The 16,872-nt window shown below is 58.9% G+C and carries 17 protein-coding genes and 2 pseudogenes; 10 read left to right on the top strand and 9 right to left on the bottom strand.

What is annotated here, in order from left to right:
• Nucleotides 1-77 precede the first annotated feature (77 nt).
• Nucleotides 78-1,100: an LLM class flavin-dependent oxidoreductase gene (locus CPY51_RS13915; protein ID WP_111160789.1), complete on the bottom strand. Its 1,023-nt coding sequence runs from the start codon at nucleotides 1,098-1,100 to the stop codon at nucleotides 78-80.
• Nucleotides 1,101-1,321: 221 nt separating this feature from the next.
• Between CPY51_RS13915 and CPY51_RS13910 the strand changes: the two genes are divergently transcribed.
• Nucleotides 1,322-1,705 carry a nuclear transport factor 2 family protein gene (locus CPY51_RS13910; protein ID WP_111160788.1) on the top strand — a complete coding sequence of 128 codons (384 nt, stop codon included), beginning with the start codon at nucleotides 1,322-1,324 and terminating at the stop codon, nucleotides 1,703-1,705.
• A 30-nt stretch (nucleotides 1,706-1,735) separates the two neighbouring features.
• On the opposite strand, the gene CPY51_RS13905 is transcribed toward CPY51_RS13910, so the two are convergent.
• Nucleotides 1,736-3,157: an aminotransferase-like domain-containing protein gene (locus CPY51_RS13905; protein ID WP_111160787.1), complete on the bottom strand. Its 1,422-nt coding sequence runs from the start codon at nucleotides 3,155-3,157 to the stop codon at nucleotides 1,736-1,738.
• 90 nt (nucleotides 3,158-3,247) lie between these two features.
• Between CPY51_RS13905 and CPY51_RS13900 the strand changes: the two genes are divergently transcribed.
• The gene (locus CPY51_RS13900; protein WP_111160786.1) at nucleotides 3,248-4,111 is read left to right on the top strand and encodes a DMT family transporter; all 864 of its coding nucleotides are present in this window, start codon (nucleotides 3,248-3,250) and stop codon (nucleotides 4,109-4,111) included.
• 14 nt (nucleotides 4,112-4,125) lie between these two features.
• Here CPY51_RS13900 and CPY51_RS13895 read toward each other — a convergent pair whose 3' ends face one another.
• A complete protein-coding gene (locus tag CPY51_RS13895) occupies nucleotides 4,126-4,518 on the bottom strand; it encodes a GFA family protein (protein ID WP_111160785.1) in 393 nt (130 codons plus the stop codon).
• 137 nt (nucleotides 4,519-4,655) lie between these two features.
• Between CPY51_RS13895 and CPY51_RS33415 the strand changes: the two are divergent.
• Nucleotides 4,656-4,877: pseudogene (locus CPY51_RS33415) on the top strand (hypothetical protein); the annotation flags it as partial.
• Nucleotides 4,878-4,884: 7 nt separating this feature from the next.
• On the opposite strand, the gene CPY51_RS13885 reads toward CPY51_RS33415, so the two are convergent.
• Nucleotides 4,885-6,246: an Nramp family divalent metal transporter gene (locus tag CPY51_RS13885; RefSeq protein ID WP_111160784.1), complete on the bottom strand. Its 1,362-nt coding sequence runs from the start codon at nucleotides 6,244-6,246 to the stop codon at nucleotides 4,885-4,887.
• A gap of 207 nt (nucleotides 6,247-6,453) precedes the next feature.
• Here CPY51_RS13885 and mntR point away from each other — a divergent pair, with 207 nt between their 5' ends.
• The 7 genes from mntR (at nucleotide 6,454) to CPY51_RS13850 (ending at nucleotide 11,452) form a co-directional block, all read left to right on the top strand.
• Complete coding sequence (mntR, locus tag CPY51_RS13880) at nucleotides 6,454-6,912, top strand: manganese-binding transcriptional regulator MntR (RefSeq protein ID WP_195909520.1); 459 nt, start codon at nucleotides 6,454-6,456, stop codon at nucleotides 6,910-6,912.
• On the top strand, nucleotides 6,896-7,132 hold the full coding sequence (locus CPY51_RS13875) for a hypothetical protein (RefSeq protein WP_146260127.1): 237 nt from the start codon (nucleotides 6,896-6,898) through the stop codon (nucleotides 7,130-7,132). The genes mntR and CPY51_RS13875 overlap by 17 nt, the downstream gene beginning before the upstream one ends.
• A 269-nt stretch (nucleotides 7,133-7,401) precedes the next feature.
• Entirely contained in the window at nucleotides 7,402-7,749 is a 348-nt protein-coding gene (locus CPY51_RS13870) for an ArsR/SmtB family transcription factor (protein ID WP_111160781.1), read from the top strand.
• On the top strand, nucleotides 7,746-8,255 hold the full coding sequence (locus CPY51_RS13865; RefSeq protein WP_111160780.1) for an arsenate reductase ArsC: 510 nt from the start codon (nucleotides 7,746-7,748) through the stop codon (nucleotides 8,253-8,255). The genes CPY51_RS13870 and CPY51_RS13865 overlap by 4 nt, the downstream gene beginning before the upstream one ends.
• 5 nt (nucleotides 8,256-8,260) lie before the next feature.
• Nucleotides 8,261-8,962, top strand: a complete 702-nt coding sequence (locus CPY51_RS13860; RefSeq protein WP_111160998.1) for an aquaporin — start codon at nucleotides 8,261-8,263, stop codon at nucleotides 8,960-8,962.
• Nucleotides 8,959-9,387 (top strand): arsenate reductase (glutaredoxin), encoded by a 429-nt coding sequence (gene arsC, locus CPY51_RS13855; RefSeq protein WP_111160779.1) that lies wholly within the window; start codon nucleotides 8,959-8,961, stop codon nucleotides 9,385-9,387. Before CPY51_RS13860 ends, arsC begins: the two co-directional genes overlap by 4 nt.
• A gap of 151 nt (nucleotides 9,388-9,538) precedes the next feature.
• Nucleotides 9,539-11,452: an adenylate/guanylate cyclase domain-containing protein gene (locus CPY51_RS13850; RefSeq protein ID WP_111160778.1), complete on the top strand. Its 1,914-nt coding sequence runs from the start codon at nucleotides 9,539-9,541 to the stop codon at nucleotides 11,450-11,452.
• Nucleotides 11,453-11,573: 121 nt separating this feature from the next.
• On the opposite strand, the gene CPY51_RS13845 is transcribed toward CPY51_RS13850, so the two are convergent.
• From CPY51_RS13845 to CPY51_RS13825, 5 genes and pseudogenes are all read right to left on the bottom strand, one after another.
• Nucleotides 11,574-12,380 carry a pyrroline-5-carboxylate reductase gene (locus CPY51_RS13845; RefSeq protein ID WP_111160777.1) on the bottom strand — a complete coding sequence of 269 codons (807 nt, stop codon included), beginning with the start codon at nucleotides 12,378-12,380 and terminating at the stop codon, nucleotides 11,574-11,576.
• A 13-nt stretch (nucleotides 12,381-12,393) separates the two neighbouring features.
• Nucleotides 12,394-12,570, bottom strand: a pseudogene (locus tag CPY51_RS33935) (short-chain dehydrogenase); the annotation flags it as partial.
• 29 nt (nucleotides 12,571-12,599) lie between these two features.
• On the bottom strand, nucleotides 12,600-14,369 hold the full coding sequence (locus CPY51_RS13835) for an adenylate/guanylate cyclase domain-containing protein (protein ID WP_111160776.1): 1,770 nt from the start codon (nucleotides 14,367-14,369) through the stop codon (nucleotides 12,600-12,602).
• 310 nt (nucleotides 14,370-14,679) lie between these two features.
• Nucleotides 14,680-16,020, bottom strand: a complete 1,341-nt coding sequence (locus CPY51_RS13830) for a TIR domain-containing protein (RefSeq protein WP_111160775.1) — start codon at nucleotides 16,018-16,020, stop codon at nucleotides 14,680-14,682.
• A 338-nt stretch (nucleotides 16,021-16,358) separates the two neighbouring features.
• The gene (locus CPY51_RS13825) at nucleotides 16,359-16,718 is read right to left on the bottom strand and encodes an SPW repeat protein (RefSeq protein WP_111160774.1); all 360 of its coding nucleotides are present in this window, start codon (nucleotides 16,716-16,718) and stop codon (nucleotides 16,359-16,361) included.
• Nucleotides 16,719-16,872 lie beyond the last annotated feature (154 nt).

Raw genomic sequence — 16,872 nt, 5'->3', positions numbered from 1 at the left:
GCAGGGAAGCCAGAACGACGAGGCGATTGGCCTGTGCAGTCTGGCTTGAATAACACCTGGCTTGGGCCGCAGCTAGTTCAATGCCAGCCGAGAGCCGGTGCGACATGCGTCAGGAATGCTTCCAAAACGTGAGCATTGTAATCCACCCCGAGCTGGTTTGGGACCGTCAAAAGAAGTGTGTCAGCCTCGGCGATTGCCTCATCCTTTGCCAGTTGATCAATCAGGACATCTGGTTCGGCAGCATAGCTTCGGCCAAAAATCGCGCGGGTCCTGTCATCGATGAAGCCAATCTTATCCTCGCTCTGGTCTCCACGCCCGAAGTAGGAGCGATCACGGTCGTCGACGAGGGCAAATATGCTTCTGCTAACTGAGACCCTTGGCTCGCGTCGATGACCGGCAGCCTTCCACGCTTCGCGAAATGCCCTGATCTGGTCGGCCTGCTGGACGTGGAAGGGTTGACCGGTCTCATCGTCCTTCAGCGTGGAACTCTGCAAGTTCATGCCGGCCTTCGCGGCCCATACGGCAGTCGCGTTCGAGCTGGCACCCCACCAGATCCGCTCGCGCAAGCCTTCGGAATGCGGCTCGACACGCAATAGCCCAGGAGGGTTTGGAAACATTGGCCTGGGATTGGGTTGTGCAAAACCCTGGCCGCGCAACATATCGAGAAAAACTTCGGCATTGCGGCGCGCCATGTCCTGTTCGGTCTCGCCTTCAGCCGGCGCGTAGCCGAAGTGCCGCCAGCCGTCGATCACCTGCTCCGGCGAGCCCCGACTTATCCCCAGCTGCAGACGTCCTTTCGAAATGAGATCGGCGGCACTTGCGTCCTCAACCATGTAAAGCGGGTTTTCGTATCGCATGTCGATAACACCCGTGCCGATCTCGATACGGCTTGTTCGGGCGCCGATGGCGGCGAGCAGCGGAAAGGGGGCTGCCAATTGGCGTGCGAAATGATGTACCCGAAAGTACGCTCCGTCGGCTCCCAACTGCTCTGCCGCGACCGCCAGCTCGATCGACTGCAGCAGTGCGTCGGCTGCCGATCTGGTCTGTGATTGAGATGAAGGCGTCCAATGCCCAAAGGAAAGAAATCCGATTTTTTTCATAGCAACACCATTGGTTCTCTCTCGACGAGCGTCAAGCCGGCGAGGATCGAGATATTGAATTCGCTAATCTAGCGGTAAAAGCAATTGGGTAACATGTCTTGCTCGATCGCCGTTGGCCGACGAATTCTGCGCGTTGTCGTGGGCTCCCTACCGGCCTATCCTCAATCCAGACCGCAATCGCCGCGTCGTGGGATAGTGGCAAGCGTTGGCAGGAGATTGAGATGGATGATCGAGCCGTGCGAATAGCGCTGGAGCGCCATTGGGAAGCTTCGGACGCGAGCGATTTCAAGGTCGAACACGAGATCTACCACGAGGATGCCGTGCTTGATTATCCTCAGTCGGGCGAGCGCATCCACGGCCGCCGCAACATTCAGGAGAGCCGATTCGTCCAGCCAAACAAGAAGCGTTTTGCGGTCCGGCGAATTCTCGGCAGCGGCGACCTCTGGGTTACTGAATTCGTACTGACCTATGACGACATCCCATCTTACGCGGTGAGCATCATGGAATTCCGCGAAGGGCTCGTGGTCAACGAGACGCAATATTTCGCCGATCGGTTTGACCCTGCGCCCTCGCGCGCGCATCTAGTCGAGCGAGTGGGAGGTTAGCGGCGGCCCTCGCGATGCTGATCCCTGAGACTAATTTGCCCGCCCAGCCAGCACTTCACGGAGCACTTCAAAGATGCGGGGGTCAAGCGTCTGGGACACGTTGAAGCGCATGAAGCTGGTGGCCGATTGCGACAGGCTGAATGCGTTTCCGGGCGCCATTACTATCCTTTTTTCCAGCGCTGCACGCGCGACGTTCGCGGCGTCGACACCATCAGGCAGTTGGCACCAGAGGAACATTCCGGCCTGGGGCTCCAGCCAGGGCGTTACTCCCAGGTTTTTCAGCTTGGCGGAAACTTCGCGCATCGCGACGGAGAGACGGTGCCGTACGACCTCCAGGTGTTTTCGATAGCCGCCGTCGCCCAACACATTCAGGACGAGTTCCGCCGTCATCCGACCGCCGCCAAATGACGTGGCGATCTTGAGATCGGTCAGGCCATCGATCCACTGCGGTTTGGCTGCGACAAATCCACAGCGCGCTGACGCCGACAAGGTCTTCGAGAAGCTGCCGATATGAATGACGCGGTCCAACCCGTCGAAGGCTGCAAGGCGCGGCGCTGCCGTGTGCTCGAGATCGGCGAAGATATCATCCTCGATGATCGTCAGGTCGAACTGATCGGCAAGCTTCAGAATCCTGTGGGCCACGACCGGAGAAAGTGTTGCCCCTGTCGGGTTGTGAATGCCGGAATTGGTGATGTAGAGACGAGGCCGATGCTCGGCGACTGTCCGGGCAAAGGCCTCGATATCCGGGCCTGACGGGGTGTAGGGCACGCCGATGATCTTTGCGCGATGGGCTCGCAGCAGCGCGTGGAAGTTGAAATAGCAGGGATCATCGACCAGCACGGTGTCGCCGGGTTCAAGGAGAAAGCGACATAGCAGATCGATGGCCTGCGTGCCTGATTCAGTCAGCATGACCTGATCCGGAGAGGCCTCGATGCCTCGTTCGGCCATGCGTCGGGCAATGAGTTGCCGGAGTAGCGGCAATCCGAGCGGCGAACCGTAGTCGGTCAGCGCCGACCCACCTGCACGGGAGAGTGTTCGCAGGGCACGACGAACACCTTCCTCGGGCAACCATGACGGCGGCAGCCAACCGCAACCCGGCTTGAGGTCGGCATCGCCTGCCTCCAGGGACTGACGCGACACCCAGAACGGATCGATTGCGCGATCCAGCTTGGGTCCGACTTCGGCCAGCGCGAAGGGGGCGGCCTGGTTGGCGACATAAAATCCGGAACCAGGTCTCGACAGGATCGCCCCTTCGGCAACCAGACGCTCATAGGCATCGACGACAGTCGAGATCGACACCTTCAAGGTCCCGGCTAGTGCCCTGACAGACGGAAGCTTTGCACCCGGCGTCAAGCTCCGGCCGGCGACGCGCTGCCTGATGGTGTCCATGACCATCGCCACGCGGGTGTGTCCTGCTGCGTTTTCATTCATCTGTATTGCTACCGCGACCATAACAGTTTCCATAAACTGTACCAGACCGTATCTGGCAATGGCAATGCTCTTGCTGGATAAGCGGCGCATGTAACGATGATGGAGTGGACGATGGACCGTACAACAGCCGGATGGATCAACGGCTTTATCGGCATGGTGATCTTCAGCGGATCGCTTCCTGCCACGCGGGTGGCCGTGGCGCAGTTCGATCCGGTCTTCCTCACCGTCGCGCGAGCCGCGATCGCCGGCGTTCTCGCTCTTGGCCTTCTCATCTTCTTCAAGGAGAAGTGTCCAACGCGGAGCGAGCTCATTTCCCTGGTTGTCGTCGCGCTCGGCGTTGTCGCCGGCTTCCCATTGCTGACCGCTCTAGCGCTCCAACACATCACTTCGGCTCATTCCGTCGTCTTCATAGGCCTGCTGCCAGTGGCGACTGCGACCTTCGGTGTGATCCGCGGCGGAGAACGGCCGAAGCCGGCGTTTTGGCTGTTTTCCATTCTCGGCAGCGCACTGGTCGCGGGGTTTGCCTTGACGCAAGGCATTACGGCTTCGCCCGTCGGCGACCTGCTGATGTTGGCTGCGATCGTCGTCTGTGGGCTTGGCTATGCAGAGGGTGGCAAGCTTTCGCGGACGCTTGGCGGATGGCAGGTCATTTCCTGGGCGCTTGTGTTGTCGTTGCCGCTGATGAGCGTCGTCGCGATTTGCTATAGGCCGGCGACATTCTCCGGCATCGGAACTCCGGCACTGATCGGCCTAGGCTATGTCTCGCTGTTCAGCATGCTTATCGGATTTGTGTTTTGGTATCGTGGCCTGTCGCAGGGCGGCATTGCCGCCGTCGGGCAACTGCAGCTCCTGCAACCGTTCTTCGGGTTGGCACTGGCCGCTACCCTCCTGCATGAGTCCGTCACCTGGATCATGCTTGCCGTAACGGTTGCCGTCATCATGTGCGTGGCTGGTGCCCGCCGGTTTGCCCGGTAGAAAGAGGAGCAGACTTACTCCTCAAAGCGACCCGTGGCGTCACGATCGCGCTCGTATCGTCGCGTGAGCGGAAACGGCGGCAACCAGGACTCGCGACGGACGATCCAGCTTTCGTAGGTTGGCATCAGCTGATCAGGGGCATCCAGGGACCCCAGGTTCACTTCGATTTCGTCTGCGGTGCGTGCAAAAACGGACGAGCCGCAGCGAGGACAGAAAAACCGCCCGGCATAGTCGCGTGTTTCGCCATCGATCGTCACCGCATCCTGAGGGAATATCGCGGAAGCGTGAAAAAGGGCCCCATGATGCTTGCGGCAGTCGAGACAGTGACAGAGACCGACCCGGTATGGGGCGCCCGTCGCCACGATTCGGACGTCGCCGCAGAGGCAGCCGCCGGTAAATCGGTCCATGCTGCGTCTCCTCATAAGTGCGGACTCGAGTTCCGAATGTATCATAAGAACGGACTGGCCATTTGGCTTCCGATGCGTCCTTTTTTGCCTAGTCGTCGCCTCCTTCGTCGATGAGCGGATACTCTCGGACGTCGGGAAGCGTTACGCAGGCCATCGCCGGGGACGTACAGGTCTCCCTTCCGGGCGGCGGCACCGTTCCTCTGGGCGCGGTCGCGGACGTCAAGCTCACGCGGGGAGCCACTCACCATCCGCACCGAGAACGGGCAGCTCGCGGTCTCTTTGTCGACGCCGCCAATCGCGATCTTGGCGACTATGTCGTGGAAGCCCAGTTGGCGGTCGCCACGAGCGGCAAGATGCCAGCCATCGTCATCCCCATATGGTGTCAAACAGCAGCTTGGCATTCAGCGCGAGGATAATTGCCGCTACCGCCCATGCCAGCGTGGACAGCCAGAGCGGGATGACGAAGACACCCATCTTCTTCCGGTCGGACACAAACCGCACCAACGGAATGACTGCGAACGGAAGCTGCATCGAGAGCACGACCTGGCTGAGCACGAGTAGCTTCGCAGTCCCGCTCTCGCCATAGAATGCGGTGACGACCACGACAGGAACAATTGCGATGCCACGCGTCAGCAGTCGACGAGCCCAGTTCGGAATCCGCAGTCGAAGAAACCCTTCCATGACAATCTGGCCGGCGAGTGTCGCCGTGACAGTCGAGTTCAATCCCGAAGCAAGAAGCGCAATCGCGAATAGGATCGAAGCGATACCAAGCCCCAATAGAGGGGATAGCAGCTCGAATGCCTGTCCGATCTCCGCGACATCCTGGTGGCCGGTGTCATGGAATGCGGCCGCAGCGACGATCAGGATGGCGGCATTGATAAACAAGGCGAGCATCAGCGCAATGGTACTGTCTGTCGTTGCCCACTTTATCGCGTCGCGCCGACCTGCTTCCGTCCGCTTGAATGCTCGGGTCTGCACGATGGAGGAATGCAGATACAGATTATGTGGCATCACCGTCGCACCGATGATCCCGATGGCAATATAGAGCATGGCGGGGTTCGTCACTATTTCCGGTGACGGCAGGAAACCGTTCAAGACCGCAGCGACAGGCGGCGCTGCAGCCACAATCTGAATCGTGAAGCAAACCGCGATAACAGCCAGCAGTGCGACAACGAATGCTTCAAGATAGCGAAACCCCCGGTTCATGAGGAGCAGAAGCAGGAACGCGTCGAGCGCGGTTATCAGCGCGCCACCGATCAGCGGAATACCGAACAAGAGCTGTAGCGCGATCGCGGTGCCGATCACCTCTGCGAGGTCGCAGGCGATAATCGCAAGCTCGCACGCGAGCCACAGTGTGAGGTTAACCGGTTTTGAAAAACTGTCGCGACAGGACTGAGCCAAATCGCGCCCAGTCGCAATTCCCAAGCGGGCCGCGAGAGCCTGGAGAAGGATCGCCATGACGTTTGACAGAAGGATGACGGCCAATAGCGTATAGCCGAACTGAGCGCCCCCAGCGAGATCGGTCGCCCAGTTGCCGGGGTCCATATAGCCGACCGAGACCATGTAGCCTGGCCCCATAAAGGCCAGTAGCCGCCTTATCCAGATGCCACCCTGCGGCACGGGGATTGAAGCATGGACTTCGGGCAGGCTCGGCCTGTGGTCGTCCTCCGGCTTGGAAAAGGCCCAATTCTTTAAGGTCGACCTGCTGTCTTTTGTTATCGAATCCATTGCATCCCTGCGATCACGCCCATCGAGAAAGGCAAAATGCGCCAAGCTCCAAGAATATGCAATATGCTATATTGTATTGACGTTGCTTTTTTTGTGACTTGGAAATTAACAAGCGCCGGTGCGGCCTCCTGAAGGGCGCTGGATGTATGAACGCGCGAAGCATATGATATGAGTGCGTCGCGTGGGACGATTTGAGGGGGTATCGATTTGTCAGCCGTTCGCAGTTTGATTTCTAGGCGGGATGCGTTGCCGGATGCGGATGTCCACTCGGAGGGCTTCCGACAGACGCGTCGCGCCCGCCAAAGTGCCTTGGTCGAGGATTACGTCGAGCTGATTGCGGACCTGATTGAAGATGGACAGGAAGCCCGACAGGTCGACATCGCGGCACGGTTGGGCGTCTCTCAGCCGACTGTCGCCAAGATGCTGATGCGGCTGTCGTCGGAAGGACTGGTGTATCGCAAGCCTTATCGGGGGGTGTTTCTAACCGAGACGGGCCAGAAAGTGGCGCAAGAGAGCCGCGAACGACACCAGATCGTGGAAGCGTTCCTCATTTCCATCGGCGTCAGTATCGAAATCGCGCGGATCGACGCCGAGGGCATCGAACACTACGTCAGCGACGAAACCTTGAATGCGTTCAAAGCAGCGATGAGTGCAAAACGAAAATGAAGATTCATCTCCGATGCGGAATGGGCAAGAACACGGTTCGACGTCAGTGCTTGCGGCTTTCGGCGCGGCTGATGCGCCAGAGCGGGTCAACGCTCATCAACTCACAATGGAAAACGAGATGACGTGGGGCATGGGCGCTACAGCCCTGTTGCTCGTCGTCGTAATGTTGTTGATCGTTGCGGTGCTCATCGCGCTTATCAAATACATCTTCTATCGATGAGACTGCTGGATCGGAATGTGAGTTCGCGGCCATCATGGCCGAAGACAGCAAGCCCCGGCGATATTGCTGTGGGAAGGATTCTAGCGAGGGCGCGACCTCGGAACAACAGCGGCACACCGGCTGCGAGCAAGAAGAAGAGTGCCCGTACTGGGTTCTGTGCGAGCACGACGATGATTGTCATCCGACGCCTGCTCCGCCGAATTGCGTCGCCTTCATCAAGCCGTCACGAACGGAGGCTACTAGGTAAATAAATCTGGATATATGGATATATGGACAAGAAATCCGTGCTGGCTGCGATGGCGGCTCTTGGTCAGGACACGCGGCTGGATGTCTTCCGCCTGCTGGTCCGTGCTGGTCCTCAAGGTGTGCCGGCCGGCGAGATCGCCTCGCGGCTGAGCACCGTGCAGAACACCATGTCGGCGCATTTGAAGATCCTCGATCAGGCCGGACTGGTGCTTGCGGAGCGCGATGGACGGGTCGTGCGCTACGTCGCCGACATGGCCGGCTTTCAGGGCCTTCTCGCCTATCTTATGGAGGATTGCTGCAACGGCTCGCCGGAGCTTTGCCGTCCAGTGATTGAGAGCATCACCGCAGTCGTTGAAAGGGGGCAAACATGAGCGACAAGGTATTCAACGTCCTATTTCTCTGCACAGGCAATTCGGCCCGGTCGATCATGGCTGAATCCATCCTCAATGCCGAAGGCAAGGGCCGTTTCCGCGCCTTTTCAGCGGGCAGCCATCCCAAGGGCGCGGTTCACCCCTGGGCCATAAGAACGCTTGATGCGCTCGGCTATCCTTCCTCCGGTTTCAGCTCCAAGGGCTGGGACGTGTTCGCAGAACCGGGCGCTCCGCACATGGATTTCATCTTCACGGTCTGCGACGACGCGGCCGGGGAGGCTTGCCCGGTGTGGCTGGGACATCCTGCGACCGCCCATTGGGGAATAGAAGACCCCGGCGCCGTCGAAGGCTCGGAGGTTGAGAAGGGTCGCGCGTTCGCGCAGGCCGCCCGCTACCTCAGGAACCGGATATCGCTATTCGTCAATCTGCCGCTCGCGACCATCGACAAACTCTCCCTTCAGGAGCAGCTCGAGGAGATCGGCCGCACTTCGCCGGGTGGCGGCTAATGGCAATGGCATTCAACCTGCCGCGCCGACTTGCAGCGGAGGTGCTCGGTACCGCCATCCTAGTCGCCACTGTCGTCGGTTCCGGGATCATGGCGGCGAAGCTTACGCACGACGTCGCTCTTGCCCTGCTCGCCAACACGATCGCGACCGGCGCGATACTCGTCGTGCTGATCACCATTCTAGGGCCGATCAGCGGTGCGCATTTCAACCCGGCGGTTACGATGGTCTTCGCGCTACGGCGGGAGATCAGTGCGCAGGCGGCGCTTCTCTACGTCGTTGCTCAGGTCGGCGGAGGCATCGCCGGCTCGTTCCTGGCCCACGCCATGTTCGAGCTTCCGATCATCCAGTTTTCGACAACCGTCCGTACCGGGTCGGGTCAGTGGCTTGCCGAGGCCATTGCCGCCTTCGGCTTGGTGCTCACCATCCTTGCTGGTCTTCGCGCGCGACCAAAAGCCGTTCCATGGCTGGTCGGGCTCTACATTACGGCCGCCTACTGGTTCACCGCCTCGACCTCGTTCGCCAATCCGGCGGTCGCCATCGCGCGGGCGTTCTCAAATACCTTCGCAGGCATCCGGCCGATCGACCTGCCGGAATTCATCGTAGCGGAATTGCTGGGTGCGTTGCTCGCCGCAGTGCTTGTCGGCTGGATGCTGACAGAACAGGAGCCCGTCGAACACGTGCTGAACAGGCTGAAAGGCGCTGAATGACCATGGACGTCACCATTTACCACAATCCCGACTGCGGAACCTCGCGCAACACGCTGGCGATGATCCGGAACGCCGGGATCGAACCGACCGTCATCGAATACCTCAAACATCCGCCGACGCGCGAACAGCTCGTCAAGATGATCGCCGATGCCGGGCTGACCGTGCGCCAGGCCATCCGCGAAAAGGGCACGCCCTATGCCGAGCTTGGTCTCGACGACCCGGTGCTGACCGAGGGCCAGCTTCTCGACGCCATGCTGAAGGATCCGATTCTCATCAACCGACCGTTCGTGGTGACGCCGCTCGGAACGCGCCTCAGCCGCCCGTCAGAGGTTGTCCTCGACATCCTCCCGAACACCCAGAAGGGGCCGTTCGTGAAGGAGGACGGCGAGAAGGTTCTCGACGAGAAGGGCAAGCGCATTGGCTGATCTACCTGCGGCAAACGCCGAGCATCGCCGGAAACCGGACCTCTTGGACAAATCCACAAAAAACGGTTAGCTGCCATCGTTGGGTCGGCTCATTCCTGCACGGCCAGGCAAGCATTGAGATGATACGTGTCCGAATTTCGAGGGAAATCTCGTGCGCTGGTCTAAACCCCTAAGAGTGCATCTCGGCGTTCTGGTCGTTGCATCGCTGCTTTGTACTTCGATGCCAATCGTTTGGATGGCATTCAAGCGCGGAAGCGATGCCGCGGTACAAGCGGGCGTGCAGCAGATGCGCGAGATGAGCTTGCGGCTGATCGAGGGATACCGGAATTCGCTCCAGGCAGGCACCGAGACGGTAGCGCTGGCATCGACACTGCCGCAGCTCGTTTCTCCGCCGCCTCAAGATCTGGAAGCAAAACAGGAATTCTTTCTGGAGGCTTTGCGAAACGTCCCCAACGCAACCAGCATCTACACGGGGTACCCTGATGGCTCGTACCTGCAGGTGATCAACACCGCGAGGGACGATGTTCGCCAGACCCTTTCGGCACCGGATGGTACGGCCTTCGCAATCAGAACGATCGCACGGCGACAAGGCGCTGATGTCATATCGACGCTTCGGTTTCTCGACGGCAAAGCAAAATCGATAGGGGAGCGGCCAGTCGAGTATGCATCATTCGATCCGCGGCAGCGCCCCTGGTATCAAACCGCCGTTCAAGACGGTGTGCCGGTTTCTGTCGGACCCTATGTCGCTGGAACGCTCCAGATTCCGACACTCACGATAGCCGCGCCAATAAGGGACAATGGCCATGTGGTCGTTGGCATCAACATTCACCTGCAGACCGTCAGCCGCCTTCTGGACGCGCAAGGGATCTCGCCGCGTGCTCGAGCCTACATTGTCGATGCTGGCAATGATCTCGTAGCCCATTCTGACCCTGATATAATGAGCAAGATCACCGCGGTATGGTCGAGAGGTGCGGTTGCCTCTGAAACGACCGCAAACAGTTTCGACGCGAGCCTCGACACCGTGGCCAGGCTGCGGCGGGATCCCGCCTATGCAAACGGTGGCCTGGCGCGCATCGAACTCGATGGCGAAAACTATCTCGTGCAGATTGCCCCCATCAGCGTGTCCGGGCTGTTCAAAGAAAGCACGGCCGCAATTGTCGTGCCGATGGAGGATCTGGTGGCTGAGGCCAACCGGCTGCTCGTGCACAATCTCTTGATTGCCGCGGCCTTCGTGATCGCGGGTGTCGCTGCGTCTGTGATCCTGTCTCGCATGGTCAGCCGCTCTCTCTATCGGCTGGCGGACGAGGCGCGCAGGATCGGCGATCTGGATGTTAGCGAGAAAGCCGCGTCGCACTCCTTGATAACGGAGATAAACACGCTGGCGAAGGCGCTGGCTGCAAGCCGTCACGCCATCCGCCAGTTTGCCCTCTATGTCCCGCGCGAGGTGGTTCGGCAGATCGTCAACCCTGAAGGAAGAACGCTCGTCAAGGCGCGGCGGCAGGATGTGACCGTGCTGTTTACCGACATCCGCGACTTCACGACCATATCCGAGCAACATGCTCCCGAGGACGTGGTCGATACGCTGTCCGCCTATTTTGAAGTGCTGAACACCATCGCCGAGCGGAACGGCGGGACGGTCGTCCAGTATCTCGGCGACTCCATTTTCGTGATGTGGAACGCCCCTGTTGAAGATGTCAGACATGTTGAAAACGGCTGTCGATGTGCGCTTGCCATGAAAGCGGCGGTTGATGGCTTAAACGAGGATTATCGAAAAAGTGGCCGTCCTGAGCTGGTCACGCGATTTGGATTGCACACCGGCCCAGCGGTCGTAGGTAGCTTTGGAGCAATTTCGCGGCAGCAGTACACAGCGATGGGCGATACGATCAATGTCGCGTCACGGCTGGAAGGATTGAACAAGCAATTCGATACGTCGATCCTGGCGAGCGCCGCCATACATGACGCCGTTGCCGATCGCTTCAACCTTCGCCCGCTGGGCCTCACCGAGATAAAGGGGCGCGCCGAGAAGGTCGATGTGTGGGAACTTGTCGGAGAGAGCTGCGACTAGCGCAACTCTGGCGAAAGTGTCAGCGATTCCGCATCCGGAAATTGGCCGCCCATTCGACCTGTTGGTGATCTTCGGTCTTCCCGGCCATTCCATCGAACTCACGGACTACCAACAGCGGACTTCAAGAGAGCTTGCTTTCCACAGGACGAATGCGAGTGAAAACTCGACCAAGGGCCTTTTGCAGCGCCTCGGTCCCACCGAAACCGCGGAAGTCCTCGAGCACCTGTTCGTTCAAACCGCCCTTGGTCGAATGCTCGCCGACGAGTTCGTCAAAGCGCGCGACGGGTCTCGAGCGGGCGGCATGGTCGAGGCCAGAAAACAGCTGACGGAGGTAGGCGTCGCCGGCAGCCCTCGGGAGGCCCTGGCTCTCCAGCCATGTCGACGTAGCGTCCAGGATGCCGAAATAGGTGCCCATCATACAGCTCGCCACCGCGAGAAGATCGAACTCCCGTTTGCTTTCAACTTGGACCGCCATTCCGAGCGCCGAAAAGACGGCATTTGAAACCTCGTCGGGCGGGTGGATCGCGGTCGCGCCCTGGAGATCGGCGACGAATGGAAGCGGAATTGCCTGGCTCAGCCGAACAGGCAGATCGATCCACGCCAGCAGTCGATCGAGTGGTGTGGCCGCGACAAAGGTGATGACATGGTGGCTCGGCCGAAATCGAAGCGCGCGGACGACCTCCTCGGCAATCTGCGGCCGCATCGCCAAGAATACCAGATCGGATCGATCGAGGACATCCTGGTTGCTCGAAGCAATCGACACGTTCTGGTTCGCCGCTGCGAGGCGGGCAGCGACGCTTTCGCCACGAGGTGACACTACGATCGGGGTGTCGCGAAACTCCGTCTTGCCCAGCCCGGTGACGACCGCCTCCGTTATCGTTCCCGTCCCGACGAACCCGATTGTCATCCGCTTCGGATCGATCTCCATTGCCACCCCTCCATGCGACGGCTTGCGGCCCCATGATCTCGACGAGGGAACCGCTCGTGAATTCCAGCATCACTCGATGCCGGGAAGGCAACGAGCGGTGCTACTTTTTCCGTCTTCCAATACGCCTGAAGGGCACCAGCTTGTCCAGAGACCGCTTCACCCCAGCTTCCAGCATCGGTGCGCGCATTTCGCATGAGCGACGGAAAAAGGCTCATCTCCTCACGGCGGCAGGCCAGCGTTCGTCAGATCGTCCATGAATTGATCGATGAAGGCTTCGGACATGACCGGCGTCTCGCCGAAGAAAAACTCACCACGCGTCTGCTCGAGCGTCATTCCCGGACGGAAACGATGAAGCTGCGCGATGGCGTCTTGTGCCGCTGCGATTTTTCCTTGCCTGCCAAGTATGGCAACAAGGAACATTGCTGGCCAGAAAGTGGCGTTTGGCGAACGGAGCGATTCTCGCGCCGCCTCGCCCGCTTCTTCCATCCGGTTCAGTTGGTAGTAAGCGATCGCGAGCATGTTGTGAAAAGTCCACATATGCGGGTCACGAGGGCTTAGCCTGAACGCGCTTTTTATTTCCAGTATTCCCTCTTCGGGACGATTGGCATAGCAAAGCGCCTGACCCAGCGCGAAATGCGCCTGAGCAAAGCTGTGGTCCAACTTTATTGCATTCCGAAGGTGAGCGATCGCGGCCTCCTTCGCACCATCAAGAGCAAGTGCACGGCCTAGCGCCAGGTGCGCTGCCGGCTCTTTCGAATCTATCGCGATGGCACGCTCGGCGCGCTCGATCGCATCGCATATGTGGCTGATCCGCTCATGCAAAGGGCCATACCAGCCGAGCTGAATATGGACATAGGCGAGCCGGGCGTGGGCCTGCGCGAAAGAAGCATCAATGCGTATCGCCTCTTCAAAAAGCCCCTTGGCTGTTTCCAGCTCTTCGCTCGTGAAACGGTAGAGATGCCAGAGCCCCTTCAGGTATGTTTCCCAGGCTGTCATGTCGACTGGCAGCCGATCCCGGAGAGCTGTGAACTCGATCACGCCGAGCTCCGGCTCAATAGTTCCCGTGATCTCGGAAGCGATCTCATCCTGAATGTCGAAAATGTCGGCGATCACACGATCGTAGCGCTCCGCCCAGAGAAGTGTGCCATCACTCCCCTTCAACAACTGGGCGGTGATCCTGATCCTGCTGTCCGATCGTCTGACACTGCCTTCCAGGATATACCTGACACCAAGTTCCTCGGCGACCCTTCGTGCGTCCATCGCCTTGCCCTTGTAGCTGAACGACGAGTTTCGCGCCGCGACCAGAAGCCAGCGGCAACGAGCCAATGTCATGATCAATTCTTCGGTGAAGCCATCCGAAAAATGATCCTGTCCCTCCACGCTCGACATGTTCAGAAACGGGAGCACCGCCATCGAGGGCCTGTCCTGGACAGCAACGGGAGGCCTTGGCAATTCGCACGATGTCGCACTTTCCGCGGTGGGGGACCAGCACCAGATTCGAATCGGTCGTTCAATGTGATAAACTCTGCGATCGCCAAAATCCGTTGCGGGGAAATCCAGCTTCGAGCGAAGCTGATCGCGAACCTGGTGTGACACACATATGCCGCCAGGTGGCGCGAGCTGTTGCAGGCGCGTAGCGACGTTTACGCCATCGCCAAAAATCTCGTCGTCTTCAACAAGGACTTCGTCGACGTGGACGCCGATACGCCAGAGCATTCGCCGCTCCGGCTCGATGTTTTCGTTGCGCGCCGCCAACGCCCTTTGAATCTCCATCGCGCAACTCGTTGCATCGACAACGCTGGCAAAGGCCGCAAGCGTTTCGTCGCCAAGAAATTTAACGATGTCTCCGTGATGCCGAGTAATTGCCGGGGCGAATATTTCGTTGTTATGGGCCTTCAGCGATGCGTAGGTCGCTGCTTCATCGAGACTCATCAACCGTGAGAACCCGACAACATCTGCATCAAGGATTGCCGCCAGTCGCCGCGTCATGCGCCCGCCCCTTGGTCCAAGAAAACAGTAGCATGCGACTGCCGAAACTCCAATGGAAGGCGACCTGGACCGCCTGCCGGCATATCTGGAAAGGCAGCAATGCTTGCGGGCGTCTTCAGGGGAAGGTCATGTCCGCACGTCCAATGGTTAGGGCAACCGCATCTCTTGTATTTGCTCTCTCGCACTTGGCTTGGATCGCGTGGTGCTTTGGGACATGTCCTGCCATAGCGTCGCTTGCTACTCAGTGCCTAATATTTCCATCAGAATCGAAATCCGGATGCGGTTGCGGTGCACCGGTTACTTGGACCTCTTATTGGGGATCGTCGGAATCCGTTGCAAGAGCCTCGCCATTCAGCTTGACGTCGATATGTAGTTGGCCCGTTGTCGGCTTGAGCGGTTCGTTCGCCGTGATGACATATTTAACGGCGAACGGTTTTATGTCCCAACCGCTTCGAAAAGTCGCTTTGAACGCAGCGATATCCACCCGGCGTCCATGCTTAAGGTTGGAAATGCGAAAGCGTACCAGGTTCTTTTCAGGTTCAATGGTCGTTGATCGAGGGAAGGGCGCAAGCACATTTGGCAAGTTATTCCCGGCGGCGAGGATCGATGTCCCTCCATGCCCATAGGGAGCGAATGGCGGTGGTTCGGGCGCTTCTGGCTCGGGTAGAATTTCATCTGTTGCCGAGTGTAGGACGAGGCCGGCAGGCAAGGTCAGATCGACATCGATGTTTGTCGCGGGGGCGGACCCCTTGTTCGCCAGGACAAGCCGGAATTCGAAGGTCCGCTGCAACGCGAGCGACCATTCCTCCATTTCGGCGACGTAGTGATCCCATCGCTCGTAGAAGCGATTGAGCGCGCGGTTATAGCCGTCGATCTCCTCCTTCGTCCATTGCGACGGCAATGGCGAATAGGTCGGCTGGCCAAACTCCGCGAGCGATAGACCCAGCATCCAGTTTTCGGTCTGCCCCGAAAAACGAAGTGGCTGATAGTCATCCCGAATGGCTTCTATCGATTTGATCTCGCGCGTAGCGGGAAGCTGCGTGATTTTCAGGTACGGCAACAGAGCAGAGTCAGGGTCGATCTCGACGTCGAGCTCCGGCATCCTTTGCACCGAACGCCGCTTTGCATCTTCCTCGGACGCGGCGACCTTCAGAGAGGGTACGATCGCCTGGCGAAATGCCTCGGTCAATTCATTGGCCACTTCCGCGCGCTGCTCGTCCGTTGCGTCCCTCTTCAGGGAATAACTGATGGGCTGACGCCAGTGACGAAGGTCGAATGGCAAATGCTTCACGGATGCGCCGTCCGCTGTGTTCATGACGAGAACGATGCGGGCATGTCGGAGCTTTGCAAGGGCGTAGCCGAGCTCGATCATGACGTTCGGATTTGCGACGTGTTTTCCGCCATTCGTCTTTGTCACCGGCGTGACATCCGCGACAAAGACCGCTGCGTCGGCAATCTTCTGCAGGATGGTCTCGGCGATCGGAGGTGAACCCGCCACTTCAAAGGTATCGTGATCCACCTGCGGACGCTCTGCCTGTTCAAGGTCGAGGGCATCAGCCAGCTTGTCGCAAAGCCTCTGAAGCACCTCGCGTACGAAATAGCGTCCACTTGGCTGGTGGGTGTCGCTCTGCCACGACCAGAAAATCTTCATCCTCTACCTCGGCATTTTCCAAACCTTCGCGCCATACAGGCGCCAGGGCTCCGTCGGCGTCGACCATCCAGCGAGAAACTTATAGCACCAACACCATGGAAATCGCGACAAGGTGATGCAGATTCCGCGCGCCCATCCGTGTCTTCAAAGCCTCTTTAGATCTGGTCGAGATCGTCTTGAATTTTTCGCCCGGTCGGAACGTGGCGGTAGCGGCAAACGTGTTAGGCAATCGAAAGCTTGTCGGTCATGGCTTTAGGAATATGGCCTTGAGAACGAGAAAAATCACAGGAAGCCCCGCCGCACTACGCGGCGGGGCCTTTGTAGTAACTGCCTCCGGCTTAGGCGTGAGCGTGGGGATGGCGGTAGTCCCAGACTGCCCAGAGCGATACCGCGACAACGAGTAGCCCCAGAACCAGGCTGGTCCACATCGCGTTGACATTGGTTGCAAAACTGAGCAGCCAGGGAGATGCAATCAACCAGAGGCCGAGGACCAGGTTGACCCATTCCTCCCATTCGGCGAAAGCCGAAAGCGCTGCAACCGCCAACCCACAAAGCATGACGCCGACGATCCACGCGTTCCAACTCGGCATAGTTTCGGCCGCAAAGCCGACGATCCACGGCGAGATGAACAAGCATACTGCCAGGACAAGATTAGCCAAATCCTGCCCCTTCCTTCCTTCCATTAAAGCTTTTGCCATGACAACCTCCCAGGTTGGAGCTTAACTAAGGCATTGCCTCGCGTGCGCGCACGCTTAAGTATATAAGTAATTTCGAATTAACAGTCTTTCAAGGGATTGCGGGTGCCTAGTCTTGAAATTTACTAATACAGCGGCTTTATATTCCGCGTTCAAA

Source organism: Arminella tubonensis (genome assembly GCF_003240585.1).
GTDB lineage: Bacteria > Pseudomonadota > Alphaproteobacteria > Rhizobiales > Rhizobiaceae > Rhizobium > Rhizobium tubonense.
Note: the sequence above shows the minus strand (reverse complement) of the source record. Positions and strands in the feature narration are given on the sequence as shown.